Source organism: Amycolatopsis sp. SID8362 (assembly GCF_010550475.1).
Classification (GTDB): Bacteria; Actinomycetota; Actinomycetes; order Mycobacteriales; family Pseudonocardiaceae; genus Amycolatopsis; species Amycolatopsis eburnea.
Genome location: NZ_JAAGNB010001714.1, coordinates 1 through 20,661, shown reverse-complemented (window position 1 = coordinate 20,661; position 20,661 = coordinate 1). Strand labels below are relative to the sequence as shown.

Sequence of the window (20,661 nt, the reverse complement as noted above, 5' to 3'; positions counted from 1 at the left end):
GAACCGCTCCGCCCACGTGGGCAGCTCCCGCAGCCTGTCCGGCAGCGAGCCGAGGCCGAACGCGGCGAGGTCGGCGACCTCGCCGCTCAGCTCCGCGGCCGTGACACCGAAGAGCGTGCGCACGCCCAGCGGGTCGAGCTCCAGCTGCAGCCCCTCCTGCACGCGGTCCTGCCGGATCAGCACCGCGCTCGTGTGCAGCCCGCCGACCAGCGCCCGCAGGCTGTGCCCGGCCATCCGCACCGGCCCGGCGAGGCTGACGACCAGCGTCACGTGCCGGGACGGCAGGCCGCGGTGCACCGGCAGCGTCACCTCGTCCTGCCGGTACCCGACATAGCGCGTGACCAGGGGCCGCACCACCGGGTGCGGCTCGTGAATGGCCCAGGTCACGGTCACGAATGCCAGCGTAAACGTCACCACCGACAGTTTCGGTTCTGATAACACGGAGGGTGCGTCCCCCACCGCGGAAGGAACCACCGATGACGATCCAGGAGCAGGCGCAGCAGCTCGAGCTGCTCGCCGACCAGGTGCCCACCGGCATCGCGCTCGCGACCAAGAGCGACCTCGAAGACCTGCAGGCCCAGGTGCTCGGCCTGCTCGGGGAGACGACCACCGCGACCGCGATCCAGGGCGCCATCCAGCTGGCTTCGCAGCAGATCGACGAGGTCGCCGCCGCCCTGGAGAACGTCCGCCTGCAGATCCGCGACGCCGCGCAGCACCACCTGCAGGGCTGAAAACGCGTCGAAGCCCTCCTCACCGCGCGGGCGAGGAGGGCTTCGACGGAAGAACTAGCCGGCGGTGACGACCGGGGCGCCCTCGCCGAGAGTCTCGCCCGCCTCTTCGGCGATGCGCATGGCCTCTTCGATGAGCGTCTCGACGATCGCGTGCTCGGGCACGGTCTTGATGACCTCGCCCTTGACGAAGATCTGGCCCTTGCCGTTGCCCGACGCGACGCCCAGGTCGGCCTCGCGGGCCTCGCCCGGGCCGTTGACGACGCAGCCCATGACGGCCACGCGCAGCGGGATCTCCATGCCCTCGAGCCCGGCGGTGACCTGCTCGGCCAGCGTGTAGACGTCCACCTGCGCGCGCCCGCACGACGGGCAGGAGACGATCTCCAGCTTGCGCGGCCGCAGGTTCAGCGACTGCAGGATCTGGGTGCCGACCTTGACCTCTTCGACCGGCGGCGCGGACAGCGAAACGCGGATGGTGTCGCCGATGCCCTGGCGCAGCAGCGCGCCGAACGCGACGGCCGACTTGATGGTGCCCTGGAACGCCGGCCCGGCTTCGGTGACGCCGAGGTGCAGCGGGTAGTCGCACTGCTCGGCCAGGATCTCGTACGCGCGCACCATGACCACGGGGTCGTTGTGCTTCACGGAGATCTTGATGTCGTGGAAGTCGTGCTCGGCGAACAGCGACGCCTCCCACAGCGCCGACTCCGCGAGCGCTTCCGGCGTCGCCTTGCCGTACTTGTCCATGATCCGCTTGTCGAGCGAACCGGCGTTGACGCCGATCCGGATCGGCGTGCCGTGGTCCTTCGCGGCCTGCGCGATCTCCTTGACCTGGTCGTCGAACTTCCGGATGTTGCCCGGGTTCACGCGCACCGCCGCGCAGCCGGCCTCGATCGCCGCGAAGACGTACTTCGGCTGGAAGTGGATGTCGGCGATCACCGGGATCTGCGACTTCCGCGCGATCGCGGGCAGCGCCTCGGCGTCGTCGGCCGACGGGCACGCGACGCGGACGATGTCGCAGCCCGCGGCGGTGAGCTCGGCGATCTGCTGCAGCGTGGCGTTGACGTCGGAGGTGAGCGTCGTCGTCATCGACTGGACGGAGATCGGGAAGTCGCTGCCGACGCCGACCGGGCCCACCTGGAGCTGGCGGGTCTTGCGGCGCTCGGAGAGGACGGGCGGGGGCAGGGCGGGCATACCGAGTGCGACGGTCACGGTTTCCAGCGTACCTACCCCGACCGGGCCACCTTCACCATGTCAACCGTCACGGTGAGCAGCATTACGGCCCGTGTGAACCGCCGGGGAGGGGCCGCAACCCCTCCGTGGCGGCTACTGCCCGATCCGAATCGGGTTGACGATGTCCGCTGTCACCGTGAGTAGCGTCACCGCGCCGCCGATGAGCACCAGGACCATCGTGATCCCGGACAACCGCGTGTAGTCGACGGGCCCGCCCGCCGCCTTGCCCCGCTTGGCGCGGATCCAGTCGCGGACGCGCTCGTACCAGACCACCGCGATGTGCCCGCCGTCGAGCGGCAGCAGCGGCAGCAGGTTGAACACGCCGATGAAGAAGTTCAGGCTGGCCAGCAGGAAGAAGAACAGGATCCAGACGCCCCGCTCGACCGCTTCGCCACCGAGTCGGCTCGCGCCGACGACGCTCACCGGGGTGTTCGGGTCGCGCTCGCCGCCGAAGATCGCGGTGACCACGGCCGGGATGCGCTGGGGGAACTCGACGAGCCGCTGGGCCGTCTCGGCGAACATGGTGCCGGTGAAGCTGAACGTGGCGCCCACCGCGGCGACCGGGCCGTACTGCGTGGTCGGCGAGAACTTCTGCGGCGAAGCACCGATCATGCCGACTTCTTTGACGCCTTCGCTGGTCCAGCGCTGCACCTTCGGCACGTCGACGGTCAGCGAAAGCCGCTGCTCACCGCGCTGCACCTCGAACGCGGTCGGGCCACTGGTGGCCTGGACCGCGGTGAGCATCTCGTCCCAGCCCGCGATCGGCTTCCCGCCGACGGACAGGATCTTGTCGCCCGGCTGCAGCCCGGCCGTCCTGGCCGGGGTGAGCGCGTCAGCTGCGCACGTGGGGTTCTGCGCCTGTGCCTTGGCCTGCTCCTCGGTCGTGATCGACTGGGCGCACGACGTCGCCGACAGCACCGCCGGGGCCGGGGTGAGGTTCGGCAGGCCCATTGTCACGGCCATCAGGTAGAGCACGACGAAGCCGAGGATGAAGTGGGTGACCGACCCGGCCGACATCACGACGGTGCGCTTCCAGGTCTTGAACCGCCACATCGCGCGCGGCGCCTCGTCCGGGGTGACCTCGTCGAGCGCGGTCATGCCGGCGATGTCGCAGAACCCGCCGAGCGGGATCCACTTCAGGCCGTACTCGGTTTCGCCGCGGCGCCAGGAGAACACCGTGGGCCCGAAGCCCACGAAGTACCGGCGGACCTTCATGCCGAAGGCCTTCGCGGTGACCATGTGCCCGGCCTCGTGCAGCGCGACCGAGACGCAGATCCCCAGCGCGAACAGCACCACACCGATGATGTAGGACACCCGCTACTTCCCCTCGATGATCGAACCGGCCCGCGCGCGAGCCCAGCGCTCGGCGGCGAGAACGTCGTCGACGTCGCGCGGTTCGCGACGCCACTCGTCGGCGGCTCCCACCACCTCGGAAACAGTGTCCACTATCGACGTGAAGCTGGTGTTCTGCGCCAGGAAGGCGGACACGAGCTCCTCGTTCGCCGCGTTGTAGACGGCGGGCAGGCAGCCGCCTGCGGTGCCGCAGTGGCGGGCCAGCTCGACGGCCGGGAAGGCGTCGTCGTCCAGCGGCTCGAACGTCCAGGTCGCGGCCTTGTCCCAGGTGCACGCCGCCGCGGCGTCGGGCACCCGGTCCGGCCAGTGCAGCGCGAGCGCGATCGGCAGCCGCATGTCGGGCGGGCTGGCCTGGGCGATCGTCGAGCCGTCGGTGAAGGTCACCATCGAGTGCACGATCGACTGCGGGTGCACGGTGACGTCGATCTTTTCCGGCGCGATGTCGAACAGCAGCGCCGCCTCGATCAGCTCCAGGCCCTTGTTGACCAGGGTGGCGGAGTTGATGGTGATCAGCGGGCCCATGGACCACGTCGGGTGCGCCATCGCCTGCTCGACGGTGACCCCGGCCAGCTCGGCGCGCTTGCGCCCGCGGAAGGGACCACCGGAAGCGGTGAGCACGAGCCGGGCGACCTCGTCCTTGCGCCCGGCGCGCAGGGCCTGGGCGATGGCGGAGTGCTCGGAGTCGACGGGCACCAGCTGGCCGGGCTTGGCCGCGGCCAGCACCAGCGGCCCGCCGGCGATCAGCGACTCCTTGTTGGCCAGCGCGAGGGTGGCGCCGGTGGCGAGCGCCTTGAGCGTCGGCTCGAGGCCGCGCGAGCCCGGGAGCGCGTTGAGGACGGTGTCGACCTCGACGGCGTCGATCAGCTCGGTGACGGCGTCGGAGCCCGCGAAGAGCCGCGGCAGCTTGAACTCGCCACGGGCGTAACCGCGCTTCTGCGCCTCGGCGTACAGCGCGAGCTGCACGTCTTCGGCGGCCGTGGCCCTGGTCACGGCGACGGCCTCGACCCCGTGGGCGAGCGCCTGCGCGGCGAGCGCGGCCGGATCCGCCCCGCCCGCGGCGATCCCGGCCACCCGGAACAGGTGCGGGTTGCGGGCCGCGACGTCGAGGGCCTGCACACCGATGGACCCGGTCGAGCCGAGCACGAGAACGCTTCGCGAGGTAGTCATCGCGGGTCATTGTCTCGCGGGCCGTGTCCGCGGCGCACCCGGAGGTTCCGTGGCGCTCTCGGAGGTCCGCGGCGCGCCGGCTCTCGCGGCGGCGCGGGGTGTCCACCGCCACGCGGGCCGTGTCCGCCGCGCGCCCGGAGGTGTGGGATCATCGGCGCGTACGAGGTTCACGGGTCTTGAGGAGTTCATCGTGGCAGGCAAGGCGGTCGAGAAGCGGCCCGAGGTCGACCCCCGCGACGAGCCGTCCGCGGCCTGGGGCTGGCACGGCACGTTCCCGAAGGCCACCCGCATCGCCGGCTGGCTCAGCGCGATCATCCTGCTGGTGATGATCAAGGGCAACCACGAGAACAACACCGAGAACGTGTGGCTCGTCGGCCTGTCGCTCGGCCTGATCCTGCTGCTCGTGCTGGACATCCGCAAGCGCCGCACGGCCTGGCGCAAGTAGTCCGTTTTTCGCTAACGTCTCCGGCCATGAAGCTGCGCTGGGGTTTGGCCGTCGTCGCTGTCCTGGGTGCGTTGGTGGTCCCCGCCACCCCGGCGGCGGCTTCCGCGCCGGTGGTCCCGTGCACGTTCACGCCCACCCCGGAGAACCCGGCGGCCCGCCCGGTGGCGCCCCCGCTGCCGTTCGCGCTGACCCGCGGGACCGTGGACGTGACGTTCCGGTTCAACTACGGGCCGGTGACCGTGCGGCTGAACCGCGCCGGAGCGGCGCCTTGCGCCGTGCACAACATGGTTTCGCTGATCGCTCAGCGGTTCTACGACCGGTCACAGTGCTGGCGGCTTTCGAACTCTTCGCGGTTGGGTGTTCTGCAGTGCGGGGACATCTACGAGGTCGAGAAGGGCGGGCCGGGGTACAAGTTCCCGGATGAGGTTTCGGGTACCGAGACTTATCCGCGCGGGACTGTCGCGATGGGGAACCAGGGGCCGGGGACGAACGGGTCGGAGTTCTTCATCGTGCATTCCTTCGCGAACATCCCGGCGAACTATTCGGTGCTGGGGACTGTGGTGCGGGGGATGTCGGCCATTGATCGCATGGTGAAGGACGGGATCATCCCGACCGATCCGGACGGGCCGCTGGACGGGGCACCGGCCAAGCCGGTGAAGATCCAGCGGGCCACGGCCGGGCGCTGAGAACGGCCTTCAGGCAAGCTCGTCGGGTTTGACGCCCAAGATGAGGTTCTCCAACGCCGCATCGCCGATTCCGAAAGTGGCGACCCAGGTCTCCACCAAGAGGATCTCACCGAGCTCGGAAATTCCGAGGAAGAACCGGCCCCCGTCGAGTTCCCCGATGGGGAACAAGGATTTGCCGAGCCTCGCGCCCCATCCGGCGAACCGGCCTTCCTCGCCGTGCAGGTCCCCCGGGTTGAACTCGAACGGCTCCCGCGCGGACGAAACCCCCGGTCCGGAGATCTTCACCTTGAGACCGCCGAACTCACCGAGGAATCCTTCGGCGGCGGCGTGCATGTGCACTTCTCCCGTCGCTTCCAGCTGGTTGCGCCAGGCCGTCGTGTCGACACGACGGCCCGGCTCCCAGCCGGCGGCGCGGAGATCGTGCTCAGTCTGCTGCGAAAACCTCGCCATCAGGGCGTCCACCACTCCAGACCATCGGTGACGAAGTTCAAATCGAAGTAATCGGCAAGCACTCTACAACTGTCGCACGGGCCCAGGGGCTGGTTGTGCTTCGGGTGCCTGATGTTGTTCCTGATGTTGAAAGCAGCGGCGTCGGCGCCGACGGGATCCAGCCCTTGGTCCAAAGCGTCGCTGAGGCAATAGACGAGACCGCACTTGCCGTGCCCTCTGCCCCGCAGATCGAGCGGAATCGAGTCCAGCACGGACCGGACGGTGGAGTTGATCGCGGGCAGATTGCTCCCGCGGACACTCGTGTGCGTCAGCACTTCGCCCGTCAGCAGGCGGATGCCCTCGGCTACCCCCGGCCGATCTTCGTCGGGCCGGATGGGTGCGTTCTTGTCCGCGAGCCCGCGAACCTCCCCGATCAAGGGGTCACACAGGTAGTTCGTTCTCCGGGTCCCGCCGTTGAAGTCGTCGCGCAGGACGCCGCCACCGCAGTTGTCCCAGGCCGAAACCTGGGTCGGCAGCAACGGGGACGGGACGGGCGGCTCGACGTCGTGGACGACCGGGTTCTTCGGGTCCAGGATCTGCTCGAGGAAACCCTGGTAAATGCTCACCAGGTCCTGCAGCTCCCCGAGCAGCCCCGCGACCACACCCGCCGGAAGATCCGGGTCCGACGAGACCCCGCCACCGCCGTAGTACGGGTTCTTCGCGCCGTCCGGGATCGGGTCGGCGACGGTGCGGGCCTTCTCGTTCTGGTCGATCCGCGCCTGGATGCCCGGCGGCGGGGGCGGGGGCGGCGGCGGGCACCAGCAGCCGCCGGGAGGCGGCGAGCAAGCCCGGCAGCCGCCCGGCTGCGGTGGGTTGCCGGGTTGCGTACCCGCGTCCGGGTTCCAGGACGGGTTCCAGTCGCGGTCGCTTGACGGGTCCACCCAGTAGCTGCCACCGCTCGAGTTGAAGTACCCGATGGACCCCCGGGTCGCCGTGCCGACGGATGTCTTCTCGATCTGGAACAGGAAGCCGTAGGGCAGGAACCCGAGGAAGTCGTTGAGCGGGTCGGAACTCACCCTGGTGCCACGGACGCCCGGCAGGTTCGGCGTCGGCTTGGGTATCCGGAAGTGACCGTCCGGATCGACGTGATCGACCGGGGCACCTCCGCCGTAGACGTACCGGTTCGCCATGCCGGACGGCGTCACGGGCAAGTCGATGTCGTCACGGGCGCTGAACGTGCCCGTGCCCGGCGTGTACCAGCGGGCGCCCATGTCGACCGCGCCCGTGGCCGGGTCCGTGTAGTCCGACTGGAAGCCCAGCGGCGACGTCGTCCCCGACTGCGCCACCTTCGCTCCGAACGGGTCGAAGGTCGCCGATCCGGTCAGCGCGCCCGTCGGGGACAAGCCGCCGATGACGTCGGCGTGCTGGTCCGTGACCGCTAGCTGACTAGTCCCGCTCGCGCCTTGGGCTTGCAGGTCGCCCCGTACGCCCCGGGCGAACGTCGACGTGCCGTCCGAGGTGAGGTCCAGCGACGTGCCGTCGTACGACAGGGCCTGGTCGTTCCGCGACGACGCCCGATCGAGGCCGTCGTACGCGTACGTGGCCGAGCCCTGCTTCACCGCCCGGTCGAACGCGTCGAACTCCGACGTCGTCGTGCCGGCCGGGCCCGTGCGGGCGTTCAGCGTGCCCCGCGGGCTCCACGTCAGCGTGTCCGGGCCGTCCGTGAGCTGGCGGTTGCGCTCGTCGAACGTGGCCGTGCGGTCGCCCGCCTGGACGCGGTTGCCCGAGGCGTCCCAGGCGTACGACGTCGTCTTGCCGCCGACGGTCCACGATGTCAGGCGGCCCGCCTGGTCGTAGCCGTACGTGTTGTCGCCGGCTCCGGCCACTCCGGTCGTCTTCTTGCCGGTGAGGCGGTCGTCGAGGTCGTAGCTGTAGGCGAGCGCCGCGAGGGACACGCCACCGGTGGCCTTCAGCTCGTCGCTCGTCTGGCGGCCGAAGTCGTCGTAGCCGTACGTGCGAAGACGGCCGCTGCCGTAGTCGATCGACGCGAGGCTGCCCGCGTCGTCGTAGCCGAGCGTCTGCTTGACTCCGGTCAGGCCGTCCTGCTGGGTCGACAGGCGTCCCTGCTGGTAGGTGAACACCGCGGTGCCCGCTTCGTCGACGCGCTGGGTCAGCCTGCCCGACCCGTCGTAGGAGTACGCCGACGTGCCCGACAGCGGTCCCGTGCTCGTGAGCAGGTCGCCGCGGTCGTCGTAGGTGAACGTCTTCTCGCCGCTGGGCGCGTTCACCGCCAGCAGGCGCCCCGCCGGGTCGAACCGCTGGACGCGGTCCGGGGTCTGCTGGGCCGCGCCGGTGCCGGTTTCCAGCGTCAGCCGGCCGAGGGCGTCGAACGTCCGCTGCCGGACGACGCCGCCCGGTGCCTGGACGCGATCCGGACGGCCGGCGAGGTCGTACGAGGTCGTCCACGTGCGGTCCGCGGCGGCCGGGTGGGCCGCCGTGGCCGGTTCGAGCACCGACTCGGGCAGGCCCAGCGCGTTGTACGTCTCGATCGTGCTGTTGCCGCGGCCGTCGGTCGAGCGCGTCCGGTTCCCCGCCGCGTCGTAGCCGAACGACGTCATGATCGACGTCGTGTCGGTGGTGGGCTCCTGCTGCCGGACCAGCAGGCCGCGGGAGTCGTAGTCGAACCGGGTGGTGCGGCCCAGCGCGTCCGACGCGGTGACCTTGTTGCCGTCCGCGTCGTAGCCGACCGAGCTCTTGCGCAGCACGCGCTCGGCCGGGTCGAGGCTGTAGAACCCGGTCGCGCGGCCCGCCGGGTCGTAGCTGACGTACCCGGTGCGGCCATGGCCATCGGACTGGCGCACCTGGCGCCCGGCGAAGTCGTAGCCGAACCGCGAGACCACACCCGCCGGGTCCGTGGTGGTGGTCCGCTGCCCGAGCACGTCGTACTCGTTCTTCGTCAGCTCGCCGGTCGGCGCGGTCGACGACACGAGGTTGCCGGCGTCGTCGTAGCGGAGCTTCGTGGTGTACGCGGCCGGTGCCGGGCGGCGCTCGAGCCGGGTCGCCGTGACCTGCCGCCCGAAGTCGTCGTAGGTCGCTTCCACCCGCGAACCAGTCGGGTCCGTGGTCGAGAGCAGCTCGCCCTCGGTTGTGTAGCCATAGCTCCACACCCCGCCGGGCTGGTCGCCGGCCGCCGGGTCCGGGTCGGTGCGCTCGACCGGGCGGCCGAGCTGGTCGTACCGGTAGCGGGTCACCGCGCCGGCCGGGTCCGTGACGCTCAGCAGGTTGCCGAGGGCGTCGTACTGCCGGGTCGTGGCGGCCTTCGCCGCGGTGGTCTCCCCCGGCTTGCGGTAGTCCGGCGACGCCACCTTCACGATCCGGCTGTCCCGGTCGTAGGTGATCGTCCCGACGTTGCCGTTCGGGTCCTTCGTTTCGGTCTGGTTCCCGAAGGTGTCGTAGCCGCCGGCGACCTCCGGCCGCACCTGCGCGGCCGCCGCTCCCCCGGACTCGGCCGCGACGAGCGGCTGCGTGGTCCGGATGAGCCGGCCGAGCTTGTCGTAGGCCAGGTTCGTCGTGAACGCGACCGGGTCGGCGCCGCGGGCATTGCCGCGCGGTGCGGTGACCGCGGTCATCAGGCCGCGCTCGTCGTACTGGTAGGTCGTGGTCAGCTTTTCGGTCGCGCTCTTGGTCACGGACTGGCTGGTCTGCCTGCCTGCCGTGTCGTAGCCGTATTCGACGGTCTCGCGGTTGCCGAGGTCGAGCCGGGTGCTGTTCGAGCTCTGTCCGGTGTGGACGGTCTTGACGACGTCCCCGCCGGGGCCGTACGTCCACTCGGTCCGGTTCGCCAGCCCCGCCGGGTCGGTGGTTTCCGCCGTCCCGCGGCCCGCGGCGTCGTACTCGAACGTCGTGACGCGGCCGCCGGGCTCGGTCAGCTTGGTCTTCTGCCCCGCGGCGTCGTAGGCGTACTCCTGCAGCGTGACGTCGCGCTTGGGCGCCGCCGGGTTGAAGGGGTCCCGCACGTCGTGGGCGACGACCTTCCAGACCTTCCCGTCCCCGAAGTACCGGTAGCGGGTGGTGCGTCCCATCGAGTCGGTTTCCCGCACGCGCCGGCCCGCGAGGTCGTAGGCGTAGGACGCGAGGACCAGGGTCGGCGCCGAAGTCGTGTCGCCGGCACCGTCGGTGTCGCCCGCCCCGCTCGCCGGGTCGACCGCCTGGCCGTTCCAGGCCCGCAGCCGGACTTCGGCGAGCGCGTTGCGTGCGGTGTAGCCGTACTCGTACTTGTTGCCGCCGGCGTCGACCATCCAGACGCGGTTGCCGAAGGGGTCGTAGCCGGAGGAAGTGACCCCGCCCTCCGGGTCGACGACCCGGCTCGCCCGGCCGAAGTCGTCGTAGTCGGTCGTCGTGACCCGGGCGGCGTCCCCGCCGGTCAGGTCCTTCTCCTCGGTGCGCACGACGTTGCCGTCGGCGTCGTAGCCGGTGAGCGTCTGCGCGGTGTGCGTGACCCCGGTGATCGCGTTGACCACGCCGGGACCGGTCGCGGCGGTCTGGTGCGACCGCGAGTCGTAGGCGTAGGTCGTCGTCACCCCGGCCGGATCCGAGGCGCTGCTTCGGGTTTCCGTCTTCTTGCGGCCGAAGACATCGTACGTGTACGTCGTCGTCAGGCCGGCCGGGTCGGTGACCTTCGCCAGGTCTCCGTTCTTGTAATAGGCGTACGTCGTGACGCCGTTGCGCGGGTCGGTCGTCTGCAGCAGCAGGCCCGCCGGGACGTTGCCGCCACCGGTCGCCGCTTCCGTGCCGGTCGCGTACTGGTGGCGGGTGACGCCGCCGTCCGGGGTGGTCTCCGTGGCCAGCAGGCCCCGGACGCCCAGGTCCGTGTACGTGTACGTCGTCGCGTACGCCGGGTCGTCCGCGTTCGCCGAACGGGCGTCGCGGGTGGACAGGAGCTTGTCGTTGCGCGGGTCCGTCACGTCGGCCGCGTTGAGGTAGTACGTCGAGTACGACGTCTGGCAGTCACCCGGGGCCACGCGGCACGTCTTGCGCGCGGTCACGTTGCCGCGCTCGTCGTTGGTCAGGACGACGGTGTTGCCGAGCTCGTCGCCGATCGTGGTCTGGAAGCCCTTGTCGTCGTAGTCGTAGGTGCGGACGCCCTGGCCGTTGACCGGGCCGCCGACCCACGTGCCGTCGCCGCCGACCGGGCCGCCGCAGTACGACGGGTCGGCCGGGTCCTGGGGTGCCGACGGATCACAGGCCGGGTTTTCCGGCGGTAGCGGGTTGCCGTCGCCGTCGCGGCGGTCCTCCGGGCGGATTCCCTGGCCCAGCGGGGCGATGTAACGCAGGATGCGGCCGCGCACCGGGTCGTAGTCGTAGAAGTGCGGGCGGTTGCCCGGATCCGTGACCTGCGTCGTGCGCACGAGGTTGGTTTCGGTGCCGGTCACGACCGGCTTCCCGACGCGCCAGTGCCCGCCGTCGCGGTCGACGACCTCGGTGAGGCGGTCGGCCGCGGTGTCGTAGCTCAGCTGCGCGGCGACGCGGCCGCTCGGCAGCGTGATCTTCGTGAGCGAGCTGGCCGCCGCGCGCGCCTGGAAGTGCGCGGCCGCGGTCGTCGCGCCGACGGCGTACTCGTAGAACGCCGCTTCGGCGATCTGGCCGGAGAAGAAGCGGCGCGCGTCCGTGCCCCAGGCAGGCCACGCCGACGGCGGAACCGTGTACGCGGCGCCGATCTGGTTGTACACGACGTCGTCGTGCGCGATCTCGCCCTGCGCGGTGCCGACCGCCTTGCCGTCGAGGTAAAGGGTTTGGGTCGCGAGCGCGCCGGAGAGCACCACGTGGTGCCAGGCGTTGTCGTTGACCGTCGTCGCCGACGTGATCGGGGCCGCGCCGCCGTTCCAGAACTGGCCACGCAGCTTGCCGTCCGTGCCGACGTACAGCACCGGCACCGCGCCGCTGGGCGTGCCGCTGATCGGCGCCTTCTGGTAGCCGAAGAGCGGGCCGCCCGCCGTGGTCTTGAACCACATCTCGACCGCGAGGTCACGGTTCTTGCGCACGGTGCCGTCCGGCAGCGTCACCACCGACGACGTGCCGTTGAACGTCGCCGCCGTCCCGGTGCCGGTCAGCGGCCCCGGCTGGCCGAGCGTGACATCCTTGTAGGTCCCGGCGTCCTTGCCGAGCTTGAGCCCGTTTTCGCTGGCGGCCGCGGTTCCGGACGTCTCGCCGAAGCGCCAGAACGACGACGGTCGGGCGTCGACGACGGAGCTGCGGTAGTGCGAACCCGCGGTGTAGTCGTAGCCGGTGCACCCGTTGTCGGGGTCGCACACCTTCGTCAGGCGGTCGCCGTCGTAGGTGTAGGCCCAGGTGAGCTGCTTGCCGTCGATGGGGTCGGTGCTCACCGACGTGATGTGGTTGCCGGTCCACTTGAAGTACAGGATCCGGTCACTGGTCAGGCTGATCGCCCGGCTGAGGTGCTCCGGCGTGCCGTAGTCCAGCTGAACGTGGTGCCCGGCCTGGTCGTAGATCTCGATCAGCCGGCCGTCGGGGCGGAAGCGGTACAACGTGGCCGCTTTGTCGTTGAGCACCCAGCCGCCACCCGCGGCTTCCGGTTCGATCCGGAAGTTCGCCTGCCGGCCGGGCGGCGGCGCGAACGTGCCGTCGCTGTTGCGGCCGAACCGGACCTGCTGGCCGTCAGGGTAGGTGATGACGACGTTGCCCGAACCGTCGTTGTCGGGCAGCACGCGCATGTCGTAGCGGGTCGACCAGCCGGCGCCGAAGGCGAGGTCGGTGCGCGGGTCGAGGCTGTTGTAGGTGCGGGCGACGGTCAGCTCCGGCCCGGTCACCTGCAGCGCGGCGTCGACCGCGCTGGAGAAGTAGTTGCCGGTCTGCGGGTCGAAGTCGCGCTGCGCGCCGCTGTAGGGCGCGTTCGCCAGGTGCGACGTGATCTCCGGCTGCGGCACCGCCGTCAGGAGGTGGCTCGGCGTGAGCTTTTCGCTCTCCGAGTTCCCGTCGTAGGCGAAGACGCGCCACTGGTAGTCCTTGCTCCAGCGCAGCGCGCCGGCCGGGACCGTCCACGTCCGCTTGGTCACGTACCCGGAGTCCACACAGGACACTCCGGTCAGCGTGCCGTCCGGCTTGGCGACGTACTTTTCGCAGACTTCGAAGCGGTACTTGAGGGTCGAGGACACCGGGGCGTCGACGTCGACCGCGTCGGCCCACAGCTGCGGGGTGAGTGTGGGCGCCGAGAAGCCGTTCGGCGGGTACTGCGCCTTGACGATCGGCGGGACGTCGAACACGGTCATCGACAGCCGCGTCGGCGGGATCTGCTCGTCGGTGAACCAGGCGCCGCCGCGGCGCAGCATGCTGAAGTCGAACAGGTATTGGCCGGGCTCGATGGCCTTGATGGTGGCGTCGAGCGTCACCGAAGCACCGCGCGGCACGTCGTTCGGCAGCGACGCGGCTTCGACCGCCCCGACCGGGGCGCCGGCCGCGGTGAAGACGCGGTAGCCGAGCGCGAAGTCCGCCGCGGTCCAGGTGTCGGCGCCGCGGTTGGTGACGGTGATCTTGACCTTGCCGGCCTGCGTGCGGGTCACCGGCGGCTGGGGAACCCCGCGGTCGACGCGGTATTCGGCGTCGTAGGCGGTGTGCGTGACGAACAGGCGTGGCGGGTTCGCCGTCCGGTTGCCGGTGAACTTCTTCCAGCCGTAGGGATCGGTTTCCGACGCGCGGACCGCGAGGCCGTAGTTGACCTGCGCGCCGGTCACCCAGCGCTGCACGAGGTCGCGGCCGCCGGTGCCGAGCGGGATCAGCTCGGTCGCCGACGGGCAGCTCGAAGCGTGCTGCTGGAGGCCGATGTACCCGTGGGCGAAGGATTCCTGCGCGAGCGCGGGACCGAAGGCGGGCCCGGGGAAGCCGGACGCGGTGGTCCACGGCGCGGTGACGCCGTGCACGGTGACCGGACGCGGCTGGCACGACCACGACCAGGTGCTCTTCAGCGTGAGCTGGGCACCGAGGATCTTGTGGTTGCGCAGCCGGCTTTCCACGCCGCTGAAGGAAAGGTAGCTCGCGGCCTTGACCGCCCCGGTCGTCCCGATCTTGAGCTCGGTCGAGCCGTCGAGCCGGGAACCGCCCTGGAACACGGCGGCGCCGTCGGACGCGGTGGTCTCGACGCTGGGGTCGACCTCCACCGGGTAGACGCGCGCGGAGTCCTTGAGCCAGTTCGGGTCCAGCTTGACGCGGAACACGAAGGCGCCGGCGTTTTCGAGCAGTTCGTAGGTCACGCCCTCGGACCGGGCGGGGTCGCCGGTCGCGGGATCCCGCCGGGAGTCGGTCATGAAGCCGGCCGGGATCCGGGCGCGCTCGGCGCCGGACGCGTCAGTGAGGGAGATCCGTCCGTCCACAAGAGACGGCCGGAGTCCCTTCAACCGCAACGGGAAGTCCCACGTCGCCGCGGCGTCCGGCGAGTTCAGGACGAGCGTTTCCTTGACGCCGCCGGGCACCACGGCGAGCCGGAGGTCGGCACCGGCCCGCACGCCGGGGTAGACGATGCGGCTGCCGGAGGCGGCACCGGCCGCCGGCACGGCACCGCCCACGCCGTAGCCGAATTCGTGGTCGCCGTCCAAGGTGACGTGGACGAGATCGGTTCCGCCGGCCTTCGCGGCGAAGGTGAGCCGCTCGGCGTCGGCCGCGTTGGACCAGCCGGTGCCCGCGGGGACGATCGTCGTGTCGATGGGCTGGTAGCTGCCGTCCGGCGCGCGGAAGTTGATCGGTTCCTGGCCGAACTCCGTGGTCAGGGTGCCGTCGGTGTTGGCGTAGGTCTTGTCCGTGGCGGTGCGCCGGTCCGGCAGCTCCCGGCTGGTCTTCTCGTCGAACCCGGTCACGTGCGCGGGCGCGCTCTGGACCTGGACTGCGTTCGCGGCGACCTTCGCCTCACCGGCGGCGACCGCCGGGTACTTCGACTGCAGCGACTTCGGGCCGGCGGTGTTGGCCGGCCCGGCCGGGTCGTCCCCCTGCTCCCCCGCGGTCCCCGCCAGCTGCTTCGGCGCGAGCGCCATCGCCTGCTGGAGGAGGTTCGCGCCGGCGTCCGGCCCGGCCGGGATCGAGGGTCCGACGACTCCCGCCGTCAGCGCGACGACGAGGACCAGCAACACGGCCCGGCCGGCGTGCCCGGTCTTGCGACGTGGAGAAAACATGGGAATCCCGCCTCATCGGTCGAACGACTGCACGGCAAGGGGACGGCCGGGCGGGCCCCGAACCACGTCGGGGCCCGCCTGCCCGCCGGGCGAACTGCGTCAGAGAGCCGGCTTCGGCAGCGGACCGCCGGTGAACGCCGTCGCCGGGCTCGCGCTGCGCGCGACCGCGGTGGTGACCGGGAGACCCGAGCCGAAGGCGTAGGTGACGCCGTCGCTGTCCCGGTAGGTCACCACCACGCCACCGGCCGAGAGCCCGGTGAACGAGGGGTCCGTCGCGGACTGGTAGGCCGCCCCGGTCCGGGAGTCGACCAGCTTCTGCCAGGCCTGGTAGCCGGTGCTGCCGGGTGCGTTCTGCTGGGTCACGTAGACGTAGCCGTCGGTCCCGCGGACGGCCACGTGGACCACGCCGCCACTGTCGACGGCGGCGGCCGGGGAACCCTGCGCGGTGACGCCCGCGAGCGGCTGCCAGGTGCCGGTGAAGCCCGCCGCCTGCTCGCGCTGGGTGACGACCACGCCGTCCGGCTGGACCGCGAAGGCTTCGAGGGTGTTGTCCGGGTTCGCCGTCGCGGCGAGCTTGCCGGTCCACCCGGTGCCGGGTACCGCGCTCCAGGCGCTGAACGTGCCGTTGAGGTAAGTCGCCTTGGTGTAGGTGCCGCTCGTGGTCCGGGCGACGACGTCGATCCCGTCGCCCTGGGCCACCGCGGTCAGGTCCCCGGTCAGCCCCGACGACGGCAGGACCCGCCACGGCAGGAACTGCGTGCTGTTCGCGGCCTGCGGGCGGACCAGCAGACGGCCCGCGCCGTCGACGGCGAACGCCGTGCCGGTGCCCGAACGCTGGACGAGAACGGCCGCGCCGGGCGTCCAGCCGCCGAACCCGCTCACGGCGGGCCAGGTCGTGGTGGCCGCGGCCTGGGTGCTGCTGCGGGTTTCGCTGTCCTGGCCCAGCGCCGTCACCAGCAGGCTGTCGTCGGCGGCCCGGAGCGCGCTCGGCGTGCCGGTGTACTCCTGGTAGCCGGGGACCACCGAGAAGTCCACGATGGTGATGTCCGTCGAGCGCTGGCGCCCGTGGATGAGCCTGCCGAAGCCGTCGACGTAGAAGTGCTGGAGCTTGCCGCCGGTGCCTTCAACGACCGCGCTCGGGGCGTCGGTCACGACCGGGACCGCGGGCCGCGTCGGCAGGCCGGGGTCGACCAGCTTGCAGTCGTCGGTCGTGACGCTCAGCTGGTAGTCCGTGCCGATCGTGCCGACCACCTTCCAGCCCAGCCAGCTGCCGCCGCCCAGGTAGCGGTACCACTTGATCTGCCCGGTGTTCTTGTCCAGCGCGTAGAGCACGTCACCGCCGGCCGAGGCCAGCTGGGCGTAGTTCTGCCAGCCGCCGCTGCCGACCAACCGGGCGTACTCGAGCCACCGCTGGCTGGCCGGGTCGTACTGGAACCGGTAGAGGTCGCCGCCGGGGGTGCGGGCGTAGAACACGCCGGCGCCCGCGCCGACGATCATGTCGTACTTGCTCAGGGTCCAGCCCGTGTCGATCAGCCGGCTGGTCCAGACCTTCGTCGTCTCGTCGTAGCGGAGCCACGCAAGGATGTTGTCGTGCGACCAGTAGAAGTCGCCGGTGGCGTCGACGGTGATCCGGTTGCGCTGCGAGGCCAGGGTCACGCCGTTCCAGCCGGTCGCGATGATCTGGCCGGTGCCGCCGTTCTCCCAGCCGGTGGCCAGCCGCCGCTGGCGCAGGACGCTGCCGTTGTCGGAGATGAGGTACATCCGGCCGTCGGGGCCGGCGAGCGTCTTGCCCGCCCACGTGTAGCCGATCGTCGCGCGTCCCGTCCAGGAGACGGCGCCGGTCTCGGGTTCGTTGTGGCGGTCGAGGTCGAGGTGGGTGTCGGGGAGGGTGTAGAAGACACCGGCGCTGGCGCGGCAGGTGATCGTGTCGGCCGCGGCGGCCACGTTCGCGCCGGTCACGCTCACCGCACCGGTGAAGGCGATGGTGAAAGCGCAGCCGAGGACGGCGGATCTCCGGGCGAAGGGTCTCTGGCGCATGGACTACCCCTTGTCGTGAAAGCGTTTTCGAGCAGCGCGAAAGAAGCCCGGCGGTGTGCCGGGCAGCGGGTCGGCGGTCGGTGCGGGGCCCGGGATTCGGGCAGATTCCCCCGGTGCGCGGCACCTCCCATGCCGCGCGGCGACGAGCTCGCCCTCCCGCGAGCCATTCGATCTCCCCATCCGATCTTCTTACGGAGGCGTTACCCGTTCTTGGGTGATTGCCCCGTTCGGCCCACTACCGAGGTAGGGAAACGGAACCAGGCCGGGCGCCACCGCGAGGGTGGCACCCGGCCCGGTTTCCGTGCGCTGTCTAACGTTCGCTCGACGGCGACACCAGTTCGCTCGGACCGCCGCCGGATTCCCCGGCGACCGCCGCCAGCTCTTCGCCCATCGATTCGCGGTCCTTCGGGCGGGCGTCCTTCGTCAGCAGCGAAGCCACCGCGCCGATCAGGCAGACCACGATCGCGAAGCCGAACGCCACCGCCAGGCCGGACTGGAACGGGCCCGAGATCAGGTTCGGGAAGAAGCTGCGGCCGGTCAGGAAGGACGCCTGGTCCGGCGGCAGGGAGGCGAGCTGGCCGCCCAGGAGCTGCTGGATCGGGTTGTAGCCCAGGAACGCCGCGAACAGCACCGCCACCGCCGGGAGGTTCGCCACCTGGGACGCCGCCGCGTCCGGGACGCCGTGGGCGACCAGGCCGTCGTGCATCGTGGCCGGGAGGCTGCTCGAGAGGCCCGAGATGATCAGGCTGAAGAAGAAGCCGATCGACAGGACCATCGCGGCGTTCTGGAACGTCGTCATCATGCCCGCGCCGGAGCCGCGCGCGTCGGCCGGGAGGCTGTTCATCACCTCGGCGCGGTTGGGCGAGGAGAACATGCCCATGCCGATGCCGTTGATCAGCAGGATCGCCGCGAACGCCCAGTAGTCGAAGTTCACCGGCAGGATGATCAGCAGCAGGAACGTGATCGCCGTGATGAGCAGGCCACCCGACGCCAGCAAGCGGCTGCCGATGCGGTCGGCGAGGATGCCCGACGTCGGCGCGGCCACCAGGAACCCGATCGTCATCGGGAGCATGTAGATGCCCGCCCACAACGGCGTCTGCTCGAACGTGTAGCCGTGCTGCGGGAGCCAGATGCCCTGCAGCCAGATGATCAGGATGAACTGCAGGCCACCGCGGCCGAGCGACGCCGTCAGGTTCGCGATGTTGCCCCAGGTGAACGACCGGATCTTGAACAGCGACAGCCGGAACAGCGGGTTGTCCACCTTGGTCTCGATGACCACGAACGCGACGAGCACCGCGACGCCGCCGATCAGGCAGCTCAGCACCATCGGGCTGGTCCAGCCGGTCTGCGACGTGCCGTGGGGCTGGATGCCGTAGGTGATGCCGACCAGCACCGCGATCAGGCCGACCGCGAAGGTGATGTTGCCCCACCAGTCCATCCGCGCGTGCTTGCGGACGCCGGTGTCGTGCAGCTTGAGGTACGCCCAGATCGTGCCGATCACGCCGAACGGCACCGAGACGAGGAAGATCAGGTTCCAGTCGACCGGCGCGAGCACCCCGCCGACGACCAGGCCGAGGAACGAGCCGGCGATGGCCGCGACGCCGTTCATGCCGAGCGCGAGCCCGCGCTGGTTGGCCGGGAAGGCGTCGGTGAGGATCGCCGAGGAGTTCGCCATCAGGAAGGCGCCGCCGACACCCTGCACGATCCGCCAGCCGATCAGCCACAACGCGGCCGCGTCGCCGCCGAACCACGTGATGGCCAGCATGATCGAAGAAACGGTGAAGACGGCGAAGCCGAGGTTGTACATCCTCGCGCGGCCGTACATGTCGCCGAGCCTGCCGAAGCTCACCACCAGCACCGCGGTGACCACGAGGAAGCCCATGATCATCCACAGCAGGTAGCTGGTGTTGGCCGGTTCCAGGGGGTTGATCCCGATGCCCTTGAAGATGTCGGGGAGCGCGATCAGCACGATCGAGGAGTTGATCGTGGCGATCAGCATGCCCAGCGTCGTGTTGGACAGCGCGATCCACTTGTACCGCGGCCCCAGTTCCGCGATCGAATACGTCCGGCGTTCCGCCACTGTGCAACCCTTCTGCTCGCCAGTCCCTTAGCTAGGCTAAGCAAGTTGCTTGCGTATGGCAACCAAGTGGGGGAAACGCATGGGAGAGCATGATCACAGTGGGTTGACTGTCCTTTGTGGATCCTTTACCGACGCCGGGTCCCGGTGTCTTGAATGAGTCATTCAGGTCACCGGAGGTCTTGAATGACTCATTCAAGACCGCGCGATCCGCGCTCGCGCCTCGGCCGGGCCTCGCCATACCGCCCGGCCCCGAGCGCCCCAAGGCGGCCTTGGTTGCGTCTGACGCACCGAAGGCCGCCTTGGGTGCGCAGGACGCACCGAAGGCCACATTGGGGCGCTCGGGCTAACGCACCAGGCGCCCCAGCACCGCGATTCCCTCTTCGATCTCCGACGCCGTCCGCGCCGCATAACCCAGCACCAACCCGGGCCGCCCCGGCCGCTGCCGGTGCCACGACAACGGCTGCACCTTCACCCCCTCCCCCAGCGCGGCCGCCGCCACCGCGACGTCGTCGACCTCGCCGTCGAAAGTGACCGTCAGGTGCAACCCGGCCGCCGCCCCGTGCACCCGCGCCCCAGGCAGGGACGCCGACAGCGCCCGGATCATCGCGTCCCGGCGACGCCTATGCCGCCCCCGCACCACCCGCAGCTGCCGCTCCAGCTCGCCCGTCTCCATCAGCCGGGCCAGCACCAGCTGGGCCAGCACCGCGTTGCCCAGGTCCGCGAACCGCTTCGCCGCCACCAGGTCGTCCCGGAACCGCGGCGGCGCCAGCAGCCAGCCCACCCGCAGCGCCGGCGCCAGCAGCTTCGACACGCTCCCCGTGTAGCAGACCTCCGGCACCATCGCCCGCACCGCGGGCACCGGCGCGCGGTCGTAGCGGTGCTCGGCGTCGTAGTCGTCCTCCACCACGATGCCGCCGTCGGACACCCAGCGCATCAGCTCGCGGCGCCGCTCGCCGCCCAGGACCACGCCCATCGGGAACTGGTGGGCGGGCGTCAGCAGCACCGCCGGGGACTGCAGGGCGGCGACGCGGACGCCGTCGTCGTCCACCGGGATCGGCGGGGTCGCCAGGCCGCAGTGGTGCAGGTGCTGGCGCGCGCCCAGCGAGCCCGGGTCCTCGACCGCGATCTCGGCGATCCCGTGCTGCCGCAGCACCTCCCCCAGCAGCGTCAGCGCCTGCGCGACCCCGGCCACCACGATGATCTCGCCCGGGTCGACGCGGATCCCGCGGTTGCGCGCCAGCCAGCGCGACACCGCCAGCCGCATCGACGGCGCGCCGCGCGGGTCGCCGTAGCCGAAGTGGGACGGCTCCAGCTCGTCCAGCACCGCCCG

Annotated in this window: 11 protein-coding genes and 1 pseudogene; 3 read left to right on the top strand and 9 right to left on the bottom strand. The window is 70.8% G+C overall.

Going from position 1 to position 20,661, the window contains the following annotated elements:
• Positions 1–393: pseudogene (locus tag G3I65_RS52265) on the bottom strand (AraC family transcriptional regulator); the annotation flags it as partial.
• A gap of 83 nt (positions 394–476) precedes the next feature.
• Between G3I65_RS52265 and G3I65_RS52260 the strand changes: the two are divergent.
• The gene (locus G3I65_RS52260) at positions 477–731 is read left to right on the top strand and encodes a hypothetical protein (RefSeq protein ID WP_086860025.1); all 255 of its coding nucleotides are present in this window, start codon (positions 477–479) and stop codon (positions 729–731) included.
• A gap of 54 nt (positions 732–785) precedes the next feature.
• On the opposite strand, the gene ispG is transcribed toward G3I65_RS52260, so the two are convergent.
• From ispG to dxr, 3 genes are all read right to left on the bottom strand, one after another.
• Positions 786–1,919: a flavodoxin-dependent (E)-4-hydroxy-3-methylbut-2-enyl-diphosphate synthase gene (ispG, locus tag G3I65_RS52255; protein WP_160703534.1), complete on the bottom strand. Its 1,134-nt coding sequence runs from the start codon at positions 1,917–1,919 to the stop codon at positions 786–788.
• A gap of 132 nt (positions 1,920–2,051) precedes the next feature.
• The gene (locus G3I65_RS52250) at positions 2,052–3,272 is read right to left on the bottom strand and encodes an RIP metalloprotease (protein ID WP_160703533.1); all 1,221 of its coding nucleotides are present in this window, start codon (positions 3,270–3,272) and stop codon (positions 2,052–2,054) included.
• Between the two features lie 3 nt (positions 3,273–3,275).
• Entirely contained in the window at positions 3,276–4,478 is a 1,203-nt protein-coding gene (gene dxr / locus G3I65_RS52245) for a 1-deoxy-D-xylulose-5-phosphate reductoisomerase (RefSeq protein ID WP_160703531.1), read from the bottom strand.
• Positions 4,479–4,668: 190 nt separating this feature from the next.
• Between dxr and G3I65_RS52240 the strand changes: the two genes are divergently transcribed.
• Complete coding sequence (locus G3I65_RS52240; RefSeq protein ID WP_160703529.1) at positions 4,669–4,923, top strand: DUF2631 domain-containing protein; 255 nt, start codon at positions 4,669–4,671, stop codon at positions 4,921–4,923.
• Between the two features lie 26 nt (positions 4,924–4,949).
• Positions 4,950–5,609: a peptidylprolyl isomerase gene (locus G3I65_RS52235; protein WP_160703527.1), complete on the top strand. Its 660-nt coding sequence runs from the start codon at positions 4,950–4,952 to the stop codon at positions 5,607–5,609.
• Between the two features lie 9 nt (positions 5,610–5,618).
• Here the strand turns inward: G3I65_RS52235 and G3I65_RS52230 are convergent, their stop codons facing one another.
• The 5 genes from G3I65_RS52230 to G3I65_RS52210 form a co-directional block, all read right to left on the bottom strand.
• The gene (locus G3I65_RS52230) at positions 5,619–6,071 is read right to left on the bottom strand and encodes an SUKH-3 domain-containing protein (protein WP_160703525.1); all 453 of its coding nucleotides are present in this window, start codon (positions 6,069–6,071) and stop codon (positions 5,619–5,621) included.
• Positions 6,059–15,214, bottom strand: coding sequence for an RHS repeat-associated core domain-containing protein (locus G3I65_RS52225; RefSeq protein ID WP_160703523.1), 9,156 nt, complete (start codon positions 15,212–15,214; stop codon positions 6,059–6,061). The genes G3I65_RS52230 and G3I65_RS52225 overlap by 13 nt, the downstream gene beginning before the upstream one ends.
• Positions 15,215–15,313: 99 nt before the next feature.
• Positions 15,314–17,251 carry a tachylectin-related carbohydrate-binding protein gene (locus G3I65_RS52220; protein WP_160703521.1) on the bottom strand — a complete coding sequence of 646 codons (1,938 nt, stop codon included), beginning with the start codon at positions 17,249–17,251 and terminating at the stop codon, positions 15,314–15,316.
• 310 nt (positions 17,252–17,561) lie between these two features.
• Complete coding sequence (locus G3I65_RS52215) at positions 17,562–19,331, bottom strand: MFS transporter (RefSeq protein WP_160703519.1); 1,770 nt, start codon at positions 19,329–19,331, stop codon at positions 17,562–17,564.
• Between the two features lie 343 nt (positions 19,332–19,674).
• Positions 19,675–20,661, bottom strand: a 987-nt coding sequence (locus tag G3I65_RS52210) for a PLP-dependent aminotransferase family protein (RefSeq protein ID WP_160703517.1), incomplete at its 5' end; no start/stop codon positions are given.

What these genes read in the sequence shown, in the direction of transcription:
- ispG (WP_160703534.1), bottom strand. Translation starts at nt 1,919, where the DNA reads ATGCCCGCCCTGCCCCCGCCCGTCCTCTCCGAGCGCCGCAAGACCCGC.
- dxr (WP_160703531.1), bottom strand. Translation starts at nt 4,478, where the DNA reads ATGACTACCTCGCGAAGCGTTCTCGTGCTCGGCTCGACCGGGTCCATC.
- G3I65_RS52220 (WP_160703521.1), bottom strand. Translation starts at nt 17,251, where the DNA reads ATGCGCCAGAGACCCTTCGCCCGGAGATCCGCCGTCCTCGGCTGCGCT.
- G3I65_RS52225 (WP_160703523.1), bottom strand. Translation starts at nt 15,214, where the DNA reads ATGTTTTCTCCACGTCGCAAGACCGGGCACGCCGGCCGGGCCGTGTTG.
- G3I65_RS52260 (WP_086860025.1), top strand. Translation starts at nt 477, where the DNA reads ATGACGATCCAGGAGCAGGCGCAGCAGCTCGAGCTGCTCGCCGACCAG.
- G3I65_RS52235 (WP_160703527.1), top strand. Translation starts at nt 4,950, where the DNA reads ATGAAGCTGCGCTGGGGTTTGGCCGTCGTCGCTGTCCTGGGTGCGTTG.